The 17,805-nt window shown below is 62.2% G+C and carries 15 protein-coding genes and 1 tRNA gene; 13 read left to right on the plus strand and 3 right to left on the minus strand.

The window, feature by feature from the left end; genetic code table 11:
* Window positions 1-139 precede the first annotated feature (139 nt).
* Together B5527_RS18670 and B5527_RS18675 are read left to right on the plus strand one after the other, a co-directional pair.
* Window positions 140-406 carry a hypothetical protein gene (locus B5527_RS18670; RefSeq protein ID WP_154072354.1) on the plus strand — a complete coding sequence of 89 codons (267 nt, stop codon included), beginning with the start codon at window positions 140-142 and terminating at the stop codon, window positions 404-406.
* Window positions 403-2,442: a hypothetical protein gene (locus B5527_RS18675; protein WP_079602838.1), complete on the plus strand. Its 2,040-nt coding sequence runs from the start codon at window positions 403-405 to the stop codon at window positions 2,440-2,442. Before B5527_RS18670 ends, B5527_RS18675 begins: the two co-directional genes overlap by 4 nt.
* 699 nt (window positions 2,443-3,141) lie before the next feature.
* Here the strand turns inward: B5527_RS18675 and B5527_RS18680 are convergent.
* Window positions 3,142-4,428 carry an O-antigen ligase family protein gene (locus tag B5527_RS18680; protein ID WP_079602839.1) on the minus strand — a complete coding sequence of 429 codons (1,287 nt, stop codon included), beginning with the start codon at window positions 4,426-4,428 and terminating at the stop codon, window positions 3,142-3,144.
* A 607-nt stretch (window positions 4,429-5,035) separates the two neighbouring features.
* Here B5527_RS18680 and B5527_RS18685 point away from each other — a divergent pair.
* The 5 genes from B5527_RS18685 (at window position 5,036) to B5527_RS18705 (ending at window position 7,843) form a co-directional block, all read left to right on the plus strand.
* Window positions 5,036-5,539, plus strand: a complete 504-nt coding sequence (locus tag B5527_RS18685) for a hypothetical protein (protein WP_079602840.1) — start codon at window positions 5,036-5,038, stop codon at window positions 5,537-5,539.
* Window positions 5,536-6,402: a hypothetical protein gene (locus tag B5527_RS18690; protein WP_154072355.1), complete on the plus strand. Its 867-nt coding sequence runs from the start codon at window positions 5,536-5,538 to the stop codon at window positions 6,400-6,402. The genes B5527_RS18685 and B5527_RS18690 overlap by 4 nt, the downstream gene beginning before the upstream one ends.
* A gap of 259 nt (window positions 6,403-6,661) precedes the next feature.
* Complete coding sequence (locus B5527_RS18695) at window positions 6,662-7,135, plus strand: hypothetical protein (protein WP_079602842.1); 474 nt, start codon at window positions 6,662-6,664, stop codon at window positions 7,133-7,135.
* A 49-nt stretch (window positions 7,136-7,184) separates the two neighbouring features.
* Entirely contained in the window at window positions 7,185-7,385 is a 201-nt protein-coding gene (locus B5527_RS18700) for a hypothetical protein (RefSeq protein ID WP_079602843.1), read from the plus strand.
* On the plus strand, window positions 7,382-7,843 hold the full coding sequence (locus B5527_RS18705) for a hypothetical protein (protein WP_079602844.1): 462 nt from the start codon (window positions 7,382-7,384) through the stop codon (window positions 7,841-7,843). The genes B5527_RS18700 and B5527_RS18705 overlap by 4 nt, the downstream gene beginning before the upstream one ends.
* Window positions 7,844-8,083: 240 nt before the next feature.
* On the opposite strand, the gene B5527_RS18710 is transcribed toward B5527_RS18705, so the two are convergent.
* Window positions 8,084-8,158, minus strand: a tRNA-Asn gene (locus B5527_RS18710).
* Window positions 8,159-8,426: 268 nt separating this feature from the next.
* Between B5527_RS18710 and B5527_RS45375 the strand changes: the two genes are divergently transcribed.
* From B5527_RS45375 to B5527_RS18730, 5 genes are all read left to right on the plus strand, one after another.
* Window positions 8,427-8,603, plus strand: a complete 177-nt coding sequence (locus B5527_RS45375; RefSeq protein ID WP_172842590.1) for a hypothetical protein — start codon at window positions 8,427-8,429, stop codon at window positions 8,601-8,603.
* Between the two features lie 153 nt (window positions 8,604-8,756).
* Window positions 8,757-9,422: a protein-L-isoaspartate O-methyltransferase family protein gene (locus B5527_RS18715; RefSeq protein ID WP_079602845.1), complete on the plus strand. Its 666-nt coding sequence runs from the start codon at window positions 8,757-8,759 to the stop codon at window positions 9,420-9,422.
* A 204-nt stretch (window positions 9,423-9,626) separates the two neighbouring features.
* Entirely contained in the window at window positions 9,627-11,033 is a 1,407-nt protein-coding gene (locus B5527_RS18720) for a TolC family outer membrane protein (protein ID WP_079602846.1), read from the plus strand.
* 415 nt (window positions 11,034-11,448) lie between these two features.
* Complete coding sequence (locus B5527_RS18725) at window positions 11,449-12,204, plus strand: PopZ family protein (protein ID WP_079602847.1); 756 nt, start codon at window positions 11,449-11,451, stop codon at window positions 12,202-12,204.
* A 143-nt stretch (window positions 12,205-12,347) separates the two neighbouring features.
* Window positions 12,348-15,305, plus strand: a complete 2,958-nt coding sequence (locus tag B5527_RS18730; protein ID WP_079602848.1) for a valine--tRNA ligase — start codon at window positions 12,348-12,350, stop codon at window positions 15,303-15,305.
* Window positions 15,306-15,368: 63 nt separating this feature from the next.
* Here the strand turns inward: B5527_RS18730 and B5527_RS18735 are convergent, their stop codons facing one another.
* Window positions 15,369-16,163: a DUF899 domain-containing protein gene (locus tag B5527_RS18735; RefSeq protein WP_079602849.1), complete on the minus strand. Its 795-nt coding sequence runs from the start codon at window positions 16,161-16,163 to the stop codon at window positions 15,369-15,371.
* A gap of 262 nt (window positions 16,164-16,425) precedes the next feature.
* Here B5527_RS18735 and B5527_RS18740 point away from each other — a divergent pair, with 262 nt between their 5' ends.
* Window positions 16,426-17,271: a class I SAM-dependent methyltransferase gene (locus B5527_RS18740; RefSeq protein WP_079602850.1), complete on the plus strand. Its 846-nt coding sequence runs from the start codon at window positions 16,426-16,428 to the stop codon at window positions 17,269-17,271.
* Window positions 17,272-17,805: the final 534 nt, after the last annotated feature.

The raw sequence follows: 17,805 nt of genomic DNA on the forward strand, positions 1-17,805 counted from the left end.
TCAATCATCCCCGCATTGTTCGCCCGGAAAGCGAGCGACGCGGATGCCTGCCAATTCTCAATCCATGGCGTCCGGCGATCTCTGATCACCCTTTGCCGCGTCGGGTCTTTCCGGGCCGGATGTCATGGAGCTCTACGCCGTGCCCGACAAATTCGCCCCGATCTATACCGGGACATTCTCGCAAAGCAGCTTTGACGTCAGCCTCAAGCTGCAGGGAATCCCCACGCTCGCGGAATTGACGGCGCGCCTCGGCGCCCTCCCGCGGGAAGCACTCGCTGCGGCGGTCGCGGCCGAGCCCGAGATCTACAAGCGGACCATCGCCGACGCCCAGGACAGCGCCGCCTATCTGCGATTGCTCGCGGATAGCTTCGACGCGATCGCCGGCCGCCTCGCGAGCGTGAAATGATCGCGCCGCGCCTTCGGAAATTCATTCTCGCCGGCTTCGCAGCTATCAGCCTGCTTTCGTCGATCGGCGCAGCGCTTGCGCAGCCCGCACCGGTGCCTGCTTTGCCGGACACCGAAAGGCGCACCGCTTACACCATCTCGGCAAACACCTGTGCGTGCAGCGTAGGATTCGCCCTCTTTGGGGATAGCAATGATTTTTGGAACTGGGTCGAAGTCTACCTGAACGGCACCCGCGTCAACTACAACGACGCGACCTACGGCTGGACGATCACCAGCCCGTCCGGATCGCTCGGCTCGCTCGCCCTTCCCATCACGAACGCCGTCCTGACCTTCACCAATGCCCAGACCGGCACCGTGCAGATCGTCGGCGCCCGTCGTCCGCGGCGGGTCTCGCAATTTCAAGAAGGCGCTGGCGTCACCGCGCGCAACGTCAATCAGACCGTCACCGACATCACCGCGACGTTGCGGGAGATGTGGGACAAGACGAACGATGTAACGGGAAGGGCACTGCTCTCCCAACCGGGCAACACGGTCGGCAACCTGCCGCTGCCATCGTTCTGCAAGGGGATGTTGCTGGGGTTCGACGGAACGACTGGTCTTAACCCGATCTGCGTTACGCCGCCGACCGGGACCGGGAACATCACCCTCCCGGTGGTCAACGGCAACCTTGCCTGCTTCAACGGCACGAACGGGATGTTGCAGGACTGCGGCAGGGGGTTTCCGCTCAACGTCGCCAGCGGCGGCACGGGCGGCGGTACAGCGAGCGGAACGCTGCTCGACAACATCACCGGCTTCTCCTCCACCGGCTACATGCAGCGTACGGGTCCGGGTGCATACTCATTCTCGCCTACGGTACCATTTACGGCCCCCGTGATCACACAAACCGGCACGGGTGCCGTCTCGGTCACGCTTGACGCGCTGTACCGAAACAAGATTTTCACGCCGGAAATGTTCGGTGCAGTCTGTTCGCCGAAAGGCACGGCTGTAGGTTCTATCTCAGACAGCAGCGCCGCAATTCAGGCGGCGATCAATCAAGCCGCTGCTGTTTTAGGAGCGACTGTTCAATTCGGCCCATGTGCCTACAAGACTACGCTAACAATCAACATCAGCAGTAGCAACATTGCGTTAAAAGGAAGCGGTGTTAATCAAACAATCATCGTTCATGCTCCGGTTGGCGCCTCTCCTTGTTTCTATTTTAGTGCTGGTACTGCGATTCTTTCTAACCCTGCCATATCTGATCTTTCGATACTGTCGGCCGACACGACGACACTTAAAATTGCAATTAGCCTAGTTGATGTATCGAAGCCCGTAGTTCGCAATATTGTCATTGCGCATTACCCTATCGACGGCACGCCGTATCGCGGCGGCTCCGGTTCTATTGGCATCCAAACCCAAGGTCGTGAACTCGGCAAGCTCGAAAACATAGAAATCTATGCCGAACAGCCGATTCAAATTTCGGCCAATCCAAATGTCCCGGGCACTGCGGAGGATATGGATAGTTGGGTGTGGCGAGACCTATTGCTGGTCGGCCAGCTTTCAAGCGCAACTAGGCATGTGATTCTCGCTGACAGCGGTGTGGCGTTTTACAATACCCATTTTGAAGGACACCAAAATTGGATCGGCGGTGTTGATGGTTTCCATTGGATTAGTGCGGCTGGTGTTATCAGCGAAGGACTTTACTTTTCGGGTGTAAAAGATGAACAAGCAGGTGCGTCTGGTGGTTACACGTTCAATATCCAGCCAACCAGTACCCTTTATAGCCTCAACATCTCAGATAGTGCCCCCGGCGTTCGCAATGCCATCTTCCTCCGCAACGTGGCTAACACGCTCCTGACCGGTGTAATGTATGATCCGAATACCAGCACGACTAAGATTGGAATGAATGCTGACGTATCGAACAGCATTATAGACTTCCGGGCATGTGCATGGATCACTGGAACCACGGCTACCGTTAGCGCCCTCACGGCAGGCAGCGCAAACATAATCCCAACCGGCTTTAGCGCCGCACTGCCCTCGAGCGGTACGCTGTCACACTAAGGAGTGTTTCCGACGCCCTTCCAACCGGCATTTACTGGGACCGCTTCGTGCGCCGATCTTTGAAGGTAAAACAGGCGAGACCACCGAATATCAATACCACGGTCCACGCATCCACGAACGAATTTCCCTCGATGACGAAATCGAGAGCGGCTGAAATATCCCTTGCTGATTTCCCCATGACCGGCCCGGAACCTATCCCACAACCTCCCAGAGATTCAACCGGGGATCGTAAAAAGGTGCAGAAACAGCCAAAGGACTGTGAGCCAAAGAGACGCCCATAGTCCAGTGGTGAAGGCCCAAACCAGCACGGCCCCAACGAGCCTTACCGCCCTCGCGCGCCCGTGACGTTCGGCTGTATAGGCCGCCAGATTCCACGCTGTATAGAGCGGCAAGCCAAACGCTGCTTTTCTGAAGCCTACAACAGATGACTGCATGAAACCGTAGCCCCGCCCAATACCGGCAACCTACCCCGCAACCCGCCCCGCGAACAAGCCCTCGGGCGCACTGGATGCGCGGGGTACTCACCTATCCCGCGCCAGCTTCCGGCGGCCCCAGTGTGTACCCTTGCGATCGGGATTGAACACGCGCGGCTGCCTCAGGAAGTGCCAAGCGACAATCGCGGCGCACCACGCCACCGCTGTGACGATAAGACCAATGGCAGTGTCTAGAGCGCCCGCGGCGGCAGTTGCCTCGTCCATCTTACCACCCGCGCTCAGACAGAGCTGAACTCGCTAAGCGTCCGATCGGAGAATTTCCGGGCTTCAAATTATGTAAGCCGGCGGCGAAGCCTAAGAAAAGGAATAGGAGCCCGTCGTTGCTGGTGCGGCCGGACCCGATCGTCAGAATCGTGATGCAGACGAGAGAGCACACCGCAAATCGGGCCTCGGTGTCGCTTCGCGCGAGCGGCAGAAGGTAAAAGCCCGAGAGGCAAACCAAGGCCAGGAGTGCGATGCCGCCTAACCATCCGAACTCGATCGCGGCCTGGAGAAAGGAATTGTGGACTTCGGCCGCTGGAATGCAGGATCGCTTCATGAAGCCGTCGAGTCCGATTCCAAACCAGTCGCTGCTTTTGAGGAGCGTGATCGCATCCCGCAGGAGGCCGAGCCGAACATCGATCGTGTCAACTAGATTGATCCTGGTTGAACAGCTGAGCAGCTTTCGTTTTTCTCCCACGGGAACGACCGCGGCAAAATCGTCTGGCGCCGCACTGGCGACGATGGTCTTGATTCCGTTCGCGGCGTAGCCGGCCATTATCATCGTCTTGTCAGAGCGAACGAATAGCCCGGTCGCGATGGCGAGGATGGTGACGAGTATAACGGCGGCGATTTGCCGTCTTATCCTCGGCGCTGAAAGGTATGCGCCCAAAGCGAGGCTCACCAAGATGGCGACGAAAGCCAACCGAACCATCGAGGCTGCAAAGATTGCGGCGGCCGGAATGATCAACAAGGTCGCCGAGATGCGCTGACGCGCGGACATCTCAAGGCAGGTCACGGCGATCATTGCGATGCCGAGCGAGATCAGGAAATTGCCGCCCGCGGCGAACATTCCAAAGATCATCGGCTTCTCGTAGGCGCTGTCCCATTGCCTGACGAGCTCGAACGCCGTCACTGCCGAGCCGGCCGCGACGATGGCAACGGTTACAAATACGAACGTCGGCTTGAGTCCTGTGCCGGCGAAAAGGCGCGCGGCCGGATAAGCAGCCAGCGTCAAAATCAAAAGCGCGGTTTGCTTGATGTCAGCGACGCCGTTCAGCCAAAACGAGATGGCAATGCAACCGACATAAGCGACAAACGCCACGTCACAAAGGTTAGGGACAAACCGGCGCCACTGGCTGAACAGCGCGACCGCGACCAGGGAAGAGACAATGAAAAGCCCGGTGACGATGCTGTTGCCGTGGCTGCCCGCCAACCCGTTGTAGAGCACCAAGATCGGGACTGTTGAAACGACGAGCGCAAAGAAAAAATAGCGGTCGAAAACACGCGACAAAGCAGGGCCCTCAAAGTGAGTTCTTGGGCCGCGCTTAAATTCTAGGCTGCGCGGTTTAGGCTTTGTTATGCCACAATCTTGCCGCGATCAATTAAAAGTTGTCGCGCGACGCGAAAGACAATCTCCTCGCGATCAACCGTTGATCGTCGAATCCCAGTGCAGCAATCGCGCGGCCGGCGGCCGATGGCAGGGGAGGACGCGCAAAAGTGCCCCTGTTGAGGGGCAGTGTTTTAATTAATTGAAAATTGAGCAAATCAGGAACATGCTCCGGCCGGGTGTAGCAACCTGACCAGTGATAGGCCGCATTCCCTGCAAGGAATTGCCTTGTCGCCTGCAAGCGACGCGGCGGCGGCCGAATTGATGGTGCTGCAAAGCATCATCTAACGGGCGAGCTTAGCGGCTCGGCTCCGAACCCTACCATATTGCCTCACAGCATGTCTGTTGGCAAGGGCGGGGGCATCGGGCCATGTCCAGAGCCGCAAGGCTTAAAAGCTCGATGAATCGTCTCACTGGCGATTGCTACCCCCCGCCTGCCGCCGGCGCCCCGGCGGCTCCGGCTGTAGCAAGCCGAAACCAGTGAGCAACCATCATGACACTCGAAAGACCTATGTTTCCGCCCGTCGACCAGACGCGGCGGCGCTTCCTATCCGCTGCAGCCGGCGGCGCTGCCGCCTTGTCGCTATCGCCATCTCGAGCGGCCGCACCCGCGGTCGACCCCATCTATGCAGCGATCGAACGGCACAAAGCCGCCGCCGTTGTTTGGGACGCAGCGGTGGACGTCTGGGCAAAGCTTCCCGACGGGCCTGAGCCCATGTCTACAGAGCGGTGGATAGAACGCGAGCGGATCAATGACGCTTCGCGCGACGCTATGGATGATGCAGGCGTCGACCTGATCAACACGAGCCCAACGACGCTTGCCGGCATCGCTCGGGCGCTCAATTACATCCGCGAACAAATGCTGCAGGACGACGGCGTTTACATGCCGAGCAGCCTCCGGCTCGCCGACGATACGGACGGCGAATATCCGGTCGCATGGATTGATGCCTTCCTCGACGCGATCGAACAGGCGGCGAGCGAGCTCGACCGGGCTGGAAAGGCGGTGCAGGCATGAGCGCGGAAATCATTCAGTTTTCCAACGCCGCGCGACCCGGCCGCTCGGCAAGCGATGTCACTGCGATCGGCAATCGCATTCTTACGCCAAGGCAGCTGCGGCGCGAAGGAAAGCCAGAGCTTCCACCGCCGGCAACCGGGACCGCCATAAATGGACGTCTTCGCCAAGAGCGTCATGAGGTTTGGCGAATGGCCGAGGCAGCGACGCGGTATTGGAGACTGCGAATAGATTTCCAGTCCGCGGTTTCGTGGGCGCAGCGGATGGGGACGCCGGAAGGTCGTTTCCATCCCAGTGACCCAAATGAGTGCGACCGCATGTCAATGGTTCAAAAGTACCGCGCAGCACTCGCAAAGCAGCTTCTCACTCCCGCGTGGGATGCTGCGTCGGTCAAATGGAAGCAAACGAAGCTGGCCAGCGAGCGGGAGGGTTATTATTTGCTCGACGTGAAGCCAGAACGGATCGAGCGCGCCATCGCCGACGATTTGGCCTTTCTCGCCGCGCATCCAGTGCGTCAATCACACCGCAACAACAGCGAAGCGATAGCGCGTCGGCGCGAGTTTAAGGAGGCTATGCGGCAGCGCATAAGGGAAATAGCCGCATCGCGCGATCTTTCCGACGAAGAGATCAAACCGGTGCTGCGGCTGAAACACGAGGAGGTTGGCCGTTTCACTGAAAAGCACGGTGTAAACCTCGCGTGGCTGCTTGAAGGTAAGGGGCGCATCTTCAAGAAAGACCCGATTAGGCTGGGCCCAACCATGACCGGGGACGAGTTCGCCGCGGTGGTCGCAACGCTGCCGATGGCTGATCAGCAGGCGACCAGCGCCATGATGCGTGAGATGTTGTTGCAGGAGCGCGGTCAGTGAAGCGCCGGCGCCGATCGAGGAAGCGGCGCTGACAACGAGGGGCGCGGGCTCAGGTCCGCGCCCCTTTCGTCTGTACCCCACGGCCGCCCGGGCGCCCGGACTCGCCCATGCGCTGGCGCTGATCGACCGGCCCCATGACAGCCCGCAGCGGCCGGACGCGCCAGCGGCCTCCGTAGACTCGCCCAGGGCCATCCCGCGCGATCCAAAAACGTGACGTTAGTGCGTTGTGGATCGATGCGAACAGGCGAGAGTGGTCCGCATGGAAAACATCACGCCCCCAATGCCCGCCAAGAAAGCCCTTGCCGCCCTCGACCTGCCGGCGCCGCCGGCGACCACCGGGCCCGCCAAGCGGATCTCCAAGAAGGTTGCCCGCGCCATCGACCTCATGGTGTCTGGCGACTGCAAGAAGATCACCGAGGCGGCCGAAAAGGTCGGGATGGCCCGCGAGAGCCTGTCCCGGGCCCTGAGCACTCCCCACGTCGCCGAGCATTTGCGGCAGAAGGTCGTCCGGCATCTCGCGATCGCGGCCGCTCGCGCCGGCGCAACCAAGGTCGATTTGCTGGACAGCGATTCCGAGATCGCCAGGGACCGCGCCTCGAGCTTCGTGCTCGGTCTCGCCGGCATCCAGCCCGCGACCACGCCGAGCATGAACGTTAATCTCGAAGTTCGAGCAGGATTCGTAATCGACCTTTCTGACGACCCGCCGCCAATGCGGACAATTCCCCATGTGTGACGCAACGCTCCCCACCGCATTCCCCACCCAAGCACGAGGGCCGCGCGGAATGATCGTGCTCGACGAGCAGCAAGAGCGTGTGTTGGCCGAGGCCGCGGAGATCATCGGACGCGCCGCGGCTAAGCGCGCTCGACGACAACTTCGGCGGATCGCCATTGTCGGCTTAAGCATTTCTCGATTTCTCAACCGCCGCAAGTTCGAGGAATGGGACCGCCGGCGCATAGAGCAGCAATGCGGATCCTTGAAATGACCGACGCCTTGATCCCCACCGCATTCCCCACACGGCAGGCCGCCGCGATCGAGGGCCGTTCCCGCCGCGGCGCCGTCACCGGCAAGCTGCGCGCTGCTTTGGATCTCATGGTGTGGTCCGGCGAGAAGCGCACCGACGCGGCTGAAAAGGCTGGCCTTGCCGATTGCTCGCTCCGCGCCGCGCTTCGCAAGCCGCATGTGCTGGCGCACTACAACGGGGAATTGGCCGCCCTGCGGACGTCGCTGAGGGCGAAGAACGTGCACCGGCTCGACGGCATCGCCGACGACAGCAAAAACGACATGGCAAGGGTTGCGGCCGTGAAGGCCCTCGAAGTCATCGCCGACCAGGCCGACGAGCGAACAGGGCCCGGAGCGGTGACACTGCCGGGCCTGCAGATCATCATCGTGCAACGCGCGCCGGTACCACACGAGATCAATCCGACGATCATTCCCGTGTGACCTCGCGCATTGGCGCAGCAAGCCGGCGGGCTTCCCCTGAGTCATGAAGGGGCTATCGTGGCTTGTGTCTGCAATTCATGTCTGCATCACCGAGCGCGATCGAGCCCGAATCCTGTCCGCAAAGCCCCTTGTTTTCACGCCCAGGTGGCCGGAAAGGGCGCGGCAACCGGTTTGCAGACACTATGCAGACACGCGGCTTTTGACGGATTTGGTGATTTTTCGGTAAGTGCATGATTTTATTGGCTCCCCGGGCTGGATTCGAACCAGCGACCATTCGATTAACAGTCGAATGCTCTACCGCTGAGCTACCGAGGAACAGGCGAAACCGAGGGTTCGCGACGGGCAGCGTATAACAAAGCCTCCGAGCCTTGCAAAGGACGAAATGGGCCGCAGCGGCACGGTATCGGCCGGACAGGGAAACCGCAGGTCCCGCAGTGATTTCTTGCCGTTTTCAAGCGGGCAAAAATGGCGACCGGGGAGGCCGCGGGCAGATTCGGCAGCGCAGCCGGGCCACGAATTGATCCCCAAATCGACTCATTCGCTGACGAAGCTCGATGGTGCCGGAATTAGCCAGAGGTGATCAATGCCAGCTATCCACACCATCAGAAGTCCGATGCCCTCGATCGTCCCGAACGACATCCCCGCAATGAGCGATGACGAATGCCTGATCCGGCTGGCGCAGGCGCTCGAGGATCACGATTCCGAGCATTTGGACGAGGTGGCGAGGCTGATCGGGCGGCTCGCGGTGACGATCGAATAGATCGCGCCCGATAGCAAAAATTGCGGGAGGGTTGGAGAATCGCAGGCTCCGGCCGGCGCCATCGGCGTGTTGCGTTTTGCCGAAGCTTGTACCAAAGATGGCGCGGCTCCACTCCACCCGCGGCTATGCCTGCCCGACTGTCAAGGTTCGCCCATGTCCGGTTTTACGACCGCCCGCCAGAATATGGTCGATTGCCAGGTGCGTCCCAGCGATGTCACCGATATCCGAATCATCGATGCGATGCTGGCGCTCCCGCGCGAGGCATTTGTTCCCCCAACTCAGCGCAAACTGGCGTATCTCGACCTCGATCTTGACGTCAGCGACGGAGGGTCGGCGCGGCGTTACCTGATCAAGCCGGTGGTGATAGCGAAGATGCTGCAGGCCGCCGACATCGGGGATGCCGACCATGTATTGGTAGCCGGGTGCGCCACCGGCTATACCGCTGCCTTGGTGGCCAAACTCGCGGGGCGGGTGACGGCGACCGAAACCGTCCCGGCGCTGGCCGCGAAGGCCAAGGACGTCCTGGCCCAGCTCGGGCTTGGAAATGTGACGGTCCGGGCGGCCGACGTAGCCGCGGGCGACCCGGCCAATGCGCCCTACGACGTGATCGTCCTCGACGGCGCAACCGAGATCACGCCAGAGCACCTCTACCAGCAGCTTAGGGATGGCGGCCGGCTGGTCGGGGTTTTCGCTCAGACCAAGCCGCCGCGGGCCATGATCGTGACGCGCTCCCACGGCGATTTCGGGAACCGGGCGCTTTTCGATGCTTCGGCGCCGGTTTTGCCCGGACTTGAGCGGGTTCCGGCGTTCGTTTTCTAACCCAGATGGCTGTTAAAATCCCGTTCTGAATCAGAAGTGTGGCCCGGACGCCCCACGTCCAGAGTTTCCCACGTGGGTTTGGCAGCCAGGGGTTCCGTCCTGCTTGTCCCCGGAATAAGGTACGCGGGGATACTGACTCGGAACGAGGCGGCACCGGTTCCAAGTGCACTGGAATCGGCAAACGATATGAATGGATTACTTGGGATGCGTGGGGTGAAGGTCGTTACCGGAGCTGCGGCTTCGGTCCTCCTGATGGCGTATATGGGCCAGACGCCTGCCCTCGCCGATACTATTGAGGCTGCGCTGGTGCGCGCCTATCAGAACAATCCTCAGCTCAACGCGCAGCGCGCGGCGGTCCGCTCGACCGACGAAAACGTGCCGCAGGCGCTGTCGGGCTATCGGCCCCGCGTCGCGCTCACCGCCAGTGCCGGCGAGCAATATACTGATACCAATACCACCCAGGGCGGCTCTCCGAACCAGATCGTGCGAACGGAGATTCACGGCGTCGACCCACCGCGCAGCGCCGGGCTGACGATCACGCAGACGCTCTACAACGGCGGTCAAACCGCCAATAGGACCCGCGCGGCGGAAAGCCAGGTCTCGGGCGCGCGCGAGGCGCTGCGAGTGCTCGAACAATCCGTGCTGCTCTCTGCCGCCACCATCTACATGGACGAGCTGCGCGACGCCGCCATCGTCGAGGTTCAGCGCAGCAATACCCGCGTGCTCGAACAGACGCTGAAACAGACCCGCGACCGCTTCAACGTCGGCGAAGTAACGCGCACCGACGTCGCGCAGGCGGAGGCGCAGCTTGCGGCCGGCAAGACCCAGGAACTGACCGCGGAAGCCAATCTGGTGACGACGAAAGCGAATTTCCGCCGCATCATCGGCAACGAGCCGGAAGCGTTGGCGCCGGGCTCTCCGGTGGATCGCTTCTCGCCGGGAACGCTGCCCGCCGCGGTCGAACTCAGCCTGATCGAAAATCCGAACGTGACCGCCGCGATGTTCGGCATCGACGTCAACTACCTCCAGGTCAAGATCAACGAAGGCGCGTTGTTGCCGACGGTGACATTCCAGGCCGCCGTGCAGCAGTCCTACGAACAGACCCTGACGGTGTACCGGTCGTTCGGCGCCTCGGCGATCGCGCAGCTTTCGGTTCCGATCTATCAGGGCGGCGCCGAATACTCGCTGATCCGCCAGTCGAAGGAAACGTTGGCGCAGCAGCGCCTCAATCTTGAAACGACTCGCGACCAGACCCGCGCCAATCTGGTGACGGCATGGGGCCAGCTGGTGGCGGGCAAGGCGCAGGTCGCCTCCGCGCAATCGCAGGTGACCGCTTCGGAAATTGCGCTCAACGGCGTGCGCGAAGAGGCCAAGGCCGGACAGCGCACCACGCTCGACGTGCTGAACGCCCAGCAGGCGTTGGTCAACGCCCGTGTCGCGCTGGTCACCGCGCAACACGATCGCGTGGTTGCATCATACGCCGTGTTGAATGCGGTCGGACGGCTGTCGCCGGCAGTGCTCAATCTCAACACCACCGTCTATGATCCGAGCGTGCACTACTTCCAGGTGCGCGACAGCTGGTACGGCATTCGTACCCCCGACGGCCGCTGATATCGGCGGTCGTTGCCTGCGTCGGAAGACCGGCAGCGTGCCAAAACGCTCATGCCCTCGGATCAACGCGAAGTCGCGCCTGTCATCAGGCCGCGTTTTGCGCGGACCCTTTGGCACCTTTGCCCGAGGGCTTTGACTGATCAGTCACTAGCGCGTTGCTTGCAATCAATTGTTGCCATGACATACCTTTGTTAGGGGCAGCAGAGCGATTCGCGCCGCATCCGGTAGCGTTGGGCCGCGACGCTTCGATGTCCTGAGCAGGGGCGGGATCCAGCGCGGTGAGTCGAGCGGCGCTTGATCTGGGGACAAGTCAGGGTTGTGCGATGAAAGTCCCGACCTGCACATTCAGAACCGGCCAATCCTGTCCAGCTTGGTGTAAAACGCGGAAGAGGGCGTTGATGATGTGGAGTCGGAGATGACGCAGCCTGCAAAGGTCCAAGAGCCCTCGATGGAGGAGATTCTGGCGTCGATCCGGCGCATCATTGCCGACGACGAAGCAAAGCCGCCGGCCGCCGAGAAGCCTGCGACTCCGTCTCCGCCGGCAGAAGCGAAGCCGGAGAAACCAGCCGCGGCGCCGGCAGCCAAGGCGCCCGTCATGAAAGATATTCCGCCATCAACCATTCCGGCTGCGCAAGCCGCCGCGAAGGTCGTGGCGCCGCCGCCCGTCAAACCCGCGCCCGCCCCGGCACCTGCACCCGCCGCGTCCAACAGCCAGGACGATATTGACGCGATGCTGGCAGGCCTCGATGAAGCGACCTCCGAGGCGGAGATACGGCCGCCCTTGCCCGATGGCGAAGTATTCGAACTCACCGACGAGATGGCGGTGCCGGACCCGCCGAAAGCTGCATTCCACAAGATCGAGCCGGACGACGATCTCGTATTTACCGAAGCTGCCGCAGCCAGAGCGGTGCGTCGGCAGCCTGCGTTCGAACCGCCGCCGTTGGAAAGTCCGGCGCCGCAGCAGATCCTGTCGCGCTCGACCGTGTCCGCTGTCGAATCCGCCTTCAACGCGCTGGCCAATACCGTGCTGAGCAACAACGCGCGGACGCTGGAAGATCTGGTCAAGGAAATGTTGCGCCCGATGCTGAAATCCTGGCTCGACGATAATTTGCCCGGGCTGGTGGAGCGCATCGTCAAGGCGGAAATCGAACGGGTTTCGCGCGGACGCTAATCCGCGGGTCTGCCATCGGCCGGTTGCCGGCCCTGATTAAGCCACCACATCAGGCTTTATCTTGGCGTTCGACGCGCCTGTCGTGTTGACTTGGCGCGCTGCGGCGGCTTTCTAGCGCCTTCCATACCCATGATTGCATTGCCATGATCGAGAAAAACTACCAGCCCGCCGATATCGAAGGCCGCATGTCCCGCATCTGGGAGCAAAGCGGGGCGTTCAAGGCCGGGCGCCCGGAGCGCCGCGACGCGCGGCCGTTCACCATCGTGATTCCGCCGCCCAACGTGACCGGCTCGCTGCACATGGGGCACGCGCTCAACAATACCCTGCAGGACATTCTCTGCCGCTTCGAGCGGATGCGCGGCCGCGACGTGTTGTGGCAGCCGGGCACCGACCACGCGGGTATCGCGACCCAGATGGTGGTCGAGCGGCAATTGATGGAGCGGCAAGAGCCGGGCCGGCGCGAGATGGGTCGCGCCAAATTCCTCGAGCGCGTCTGGCAATGGAAGGCCGAGAGCGGCGGCGTCATCGTCAATCAGCTAAAGCGGCTCGGCGCCTCCTGCGACTGGTCGCGCGAGCGCTTCACCATGGACGAGGGCCTGTCGCGCGCTGTCGTGAAGGTGTTCGTCGAACTGCACCGCGCAGGGTTGATCTACAAGGACAAGCGGCTGGTGAACTGGGATCCGGCGCTGCTGACGGCGGTTTCCGATCTCGAAGTGCAGCAGGTCGAGGTCAAGGGCAGCCTGTGGTATTTGCGCTATCCGCTCGAAGGCAAGACCTTCAATCCGGACGATCCCGCGACCTTCATCGTTGTCGCCACCACGCGGCCCGAGACCATGCTCGGCGATAGCGCGGTCGCGGTGCATCCGGACGACGAGCGCTACGCGCCTCTGGTCGGCACCCACGTGATCCTGCCGCTGGTCGGGCGCAGGATTCCGATTGTCGCCGACGAGTATTCCGATCCGGAAAAAGGCTCGGGCGCGGTGAAGATCACGCCCGCGCATGACTTCAACGACTTCGAGGTCGGCCGGCGGCACAATTTGCCGCAGATCAGCGTGCTCGATCAGGAGGGCAAGCTCGCGCTCGTCGGCAACGAAGACTATCTGCGCGGATTGCCGGAAGGCTCGTTGCAGCTTGCCGAGGAATTGCAGGGCGTCGACCGTTTCGCCGCGCGCAAGCAGATCGTGGCGCGGCTGGAGGATTTCGGTTTCCTGGAGCGGATCGAGCCCAACACGCACATGGTGCCGCATGGCGACCGCTCCGGCGTCGTCATCGAGCCCTATCTGACCGACCAGTGGTACGTCGACGCCAAGACGATGGCGCAGCCGGCGATATCGGCGGTGCGCAGCGGCGCCACAGCGTTCGTGCCGAAGAACTGGGAAAAGACCTACTTCGAGTGGATGGAAAACATCCAGCCCTGGTGCATCTCGCGCCAGCTCTGGTGGGGCCATCAGATTCCGGCGTGGTACGGGCCGGACGGCAAGGTATTCGTCGCGGAGACCGAAGAGGAAGCCGTCGGCAACGCGCTCGGCTATTACGCCGAGCAGGAAGTCATCACGCCGGAGCAGGGGCGGGAGATGGCGCTCGATCCGGCCAAACGCGAAGGCTTCATCACCCGCGATGAAGACGTGCTCGACACCTGGTTCTCTTCGGCGCTGTGGCCGTTCTCGACGCTCGGCTGGCCCGACGACGACACCGACGTGAAGCGCTATTACCCGACCGACGTGCTCGTCACCGGCTTCGACATCATCTTCTTCTGGGTCGCCCGCATGATGATGATGGGCCTGCACTTCATGAAGGATGTTCCGTTCCCTGTCGTCTACATCCACGCGCTGGTTCGCGACGCCAAGGGCGCCAAGATGTCGAAGTCGAAGGGCAACGTCATCGACCCCCTGGGCCTGATCGATGAGTACGGCGCCGACGCGCTCCGCTTCACGCTGGCCGCGATGGCGGCGCAGGGCCGCGACATCAAGCTCGCGCCGCAGCGCGTTGAAGGCTATCGCAATTTCGCGACCAAGCTCTGGAACGCCTGCCGCTTCGCCGAGATGAACGCGTGTATGCTGCCTGCGGACTTCGACCCGACGCAAGCGAAGGAGACGTTGAATCGCTGGATCACGCACGAGACCGCGCGCGCCACGCGCGAGGTGACCGAAGCGATCGAAGCCTATCGCTTCAACGATGCCGCCACCGCGGTCTATCGCTTCGTCTGGAACGTGTATTGCGATTGGTATCTCGAGCTCGCAAAACCGGTGCTGATGGGCGATGAGAGCGCCGCCAAGTCCGAGACTCGCGCCATGGTGGCGTGGGCGCGCGACGAAATCCTCAAACTGCTGCACCCGTTCATGCCCTTCATCACCGAAGAGCTCTGGGCGGTGACGGCTCCGAATTCAGTCGGCGCCCCTTCTTCTCTCAGGGATGGCGGGGAGGGGGGTAAGCCCCAAACTCCGCTCCCCCGCAAGGAGGGAGAGGACCGCACTTTGCTGGCGTTGACGCCGTGGCCACTCAAGGCCGCCGCTCTCACGCCGGAGCAAGTGGCCCTGATGTTGGCGGCGAACCCGAGCGAACCATTGATGCCGGTGCCGCCGGTTCTCGTAGCTTTCGATCCCGCAGACTTCAGCGACCCCGCCGCCGAGGCCGAGATCGGCTGGGTGGTCGATCTCGTCACCGCGATCCGCTCGGTGCGCGCGGAAATGAACATTGCGCCGGCAACGCTGACCCCTTTGGTGATCGCGGGCGCATCCGCCGAAACCAGGCAGCGCGCGCGACGCTGGAACGACGTGGTGAGACGGATGGCCCGGCTCGCCGACATTTCGTTTGCCGATGCTGCGCCGGAAGGCGCAGTGCAGCTATTGGTGCGTGGCGAGGTCGCTGCGTTGCCGCTCAAGGGCGTGATCGATTTTTCGGCGGAGAGAGCGCGGCTCGACAAGGAACTGGCCAAGGCCGAGGCCGACATCAAGCGCGTCGATGCCAAGCTCGGCAACGAGAAATTCATCGCCAACGCGCCGGAAGAAATCGTCGAGGAAGAAAAAGAAAAGCGCGAGGCGGCTGTCGAACGAAAGGCGCGAATTCTCGAGGCGCTCGAGCGGCTCAAGAAGGCGGGGTAGGCATGGTTCCGAAAGTCGGAATCGACCGTCCCCGCCCGTCAGACGCGCCGAAACAGGCCTGCCTCATGGCTTCGTGCTCGCGTGCTGGCTGCGGAGCGTCGCCTCTCCGGCGTCCGACACCTCGACCCATTTCCTGTCGGGGGGTGCGTCTGCGACGTAGCTGTCGTGCCAGTTCCACCACTTGTAGGTTGGGGTCTGAGGATAGCCCTCGGGCGAAGCCTCCCAAACCTCCTGCCGGCCCAGCGGCGTGATGTCGAGGTAGTTCCAGGTGCTCCCCATCTGCTCGTCGCCGCGGCTGTTGATGAAGTAGGTGCGGAACACGCGGTTGCCGTCGCGGTAGAATACGTTCGTGCCGTGCCACTCGCCCACGCCGAAGTCGGCGTCGAAGCTGTCCGTGAGTGTGAACCACGGCATCTCCCAGCCCATCCGCGCCTTCAGCCGCGCGATATCAGCCTGAGGCGCACGCGAGACGAAAACGAGGGTCGTGTCACGGGCGTTCAGGTGTGCGACGTGGGCCACCTGGTCGGCCACCATGGAGCAGCCCCGGCAGGCTTGGTCGGGCCAGCCGAATACTCCCGGCTCGAAGAAGGCGCGGTAGACGATCAGCTGACGCCGACCGTCGAACAGGTCGAGCAGGCTGGCCTTGCCCGCAGGCCCCTCGAATACATACGCGGCCTCCACGGCCATCCACGGCATTCGCCGGCGCTCGGCGGCCAGGGCGTCACGGGCGCGGGTCTGGGCCTTTTCCTTCACGAGCAGCTGCTCGCGGGCCGCCTCCCACGCTTGCGACGACACGACCGGTGGCGCGTGCATGCCAGATTGTCTGCCTGTCTGTCCGTTCTGGGCTGATGAATTCATGGCTTTGACCTCCCGATTTGGGTGAAATGCCGCACCCCGTGGGTGAAGCAAGATTCCATTCGCTGCTCATCGCTCGTTGTTGGTCGTGAGATAGTTTGGCACTAGAAATCGAACGGTGGGAGTAACAAGCGTGGCAGTATTCAGATGGCGAAGCGGGGTGATACCCTCGGCGCCCTGAACCGCCAACGCCGCTTCGAGACGTTGGCAGCGGCTCAAGAACGCCGGGTAGCCGTCTGCCGTCACAGGCTTTGAGGAGGCGCCCTTGCAAGCCGGACAGCCAAGTCACACCGCGCGCGGCGCGGCGGCGCATCGAGCCCTCCATCAAACGCTGGAAGGCGGTACCATCTTCAGCGATCCGTTCGCCGCAACGATTCTCGATGACGACACCCGCGCCGGACTTCAGGAAAAGGCGGCCGATCCGTCGCTGCGGCCGATGCGTCTGTTCATCGCGGCGCGCAGCCGGTTTTCCGAGGATGCGTTGGCGGGCTGTGTTGCGCGGGGCGTGCGACAGATTGTCGTGCTGGGAGCCGGCCTCGATACGTTTTCGCTGCGTAACCCTCATGCCGGCCTCGGTGTCCGTGTGTTCGAGGTCGATTATCCGGCGACGCAGGGCTGGAAACGCGAGCGCCTGAAGCAGGCGGGCCTCGCCGTGCCCGCCTCGCTCACCTTCGCTCCCGTCGACTTCGAGCGGCAAAGCCTGGCCGATGGCCTGACGGCCGCCGGGTTTCAGCGTGATCGTCCCGCGTTCTTTCAGTGGCTCGGCGTCGTACCGTATCTGACGCGCGAGGCGGTGTCGGCGACGCTGGATTTCATCGCCGGCGTGCCGGGATCGGAGGTCGTGTTCGACTACGCCGAGCCGTTTGAAAACTATCCGAGCGAACGCCGTGCGAAGGTGATGGCCGTGGCGGCAAGAGCAGCTTCACTGGGCGAGCCATGGCTTAGCCTTTTCGATCCGGCTGAACTCGCCGAAATAGCGCGCAACAAGGGTTTTGGGATGGTCGAGGATCTCGGTCTTGCCGAAATCTCCGAACGCTTCTACGGAGAATTGAAGCAGGACATCCGGATCGGTGCGGGTCCACACCTTGTTCGGGCGCAAAAGATTCTCTGATCCATGGTGGGCAAATTGGCCGACGGGTCGCGCGAAAAAAACTCCGGGCAGCCTGTCGTTCACCGACAACAAAGACGCGGGCTGCGTTTTCGACGGAGTGATTTGCCCGTCAGGCAATTTGTGGATGCGGCTGTCCAGCCCCTTTTGAAAAAATATTCTGGTTTTCCGAAGACCCAAATCAGTTGTATGTCTGTTGCCGTCCCGTCCCACTCAGAGGGGCGGCTCGCGACGTCACGGACGCGGGGCGGGATGCGGTGGACGCGGCGGCGCGCTTGACGGGCGTTGCTTGCAGCGGACGGCGAAGACGTGTGGTCCTGACACCCCGACGCTGGTGTCAAGTTGGCGGATTAATCCGCGTAACGACGGTGGCAAGAAAGCCGATCACCGGGGAGAGCACGGTATAAGCCGTAAACCATTGCGTGCGGGAATGCCGGTCGTTTCCGGTGGCTCGCTGTGAATACTCGTGTGCATACTTGCTACCAATAGCGCACACGAGGCTGCGGGTGCATCGGGCGCCCGGCATTCCCCACGCCC

Origin of the sequence: Bradyrhizobium erythrophlei, from assembly GCF_900129425.1 — a bacterium.
In the GTDB taxonomy this organism is placed as follows: Bacteria; Pseudomonadota; Alphaproteobacteria; order Rhizobiales; family Xanthobacteraceae; genus Bradyrhizobium; species Bradyrhizobium erythrophlei_C.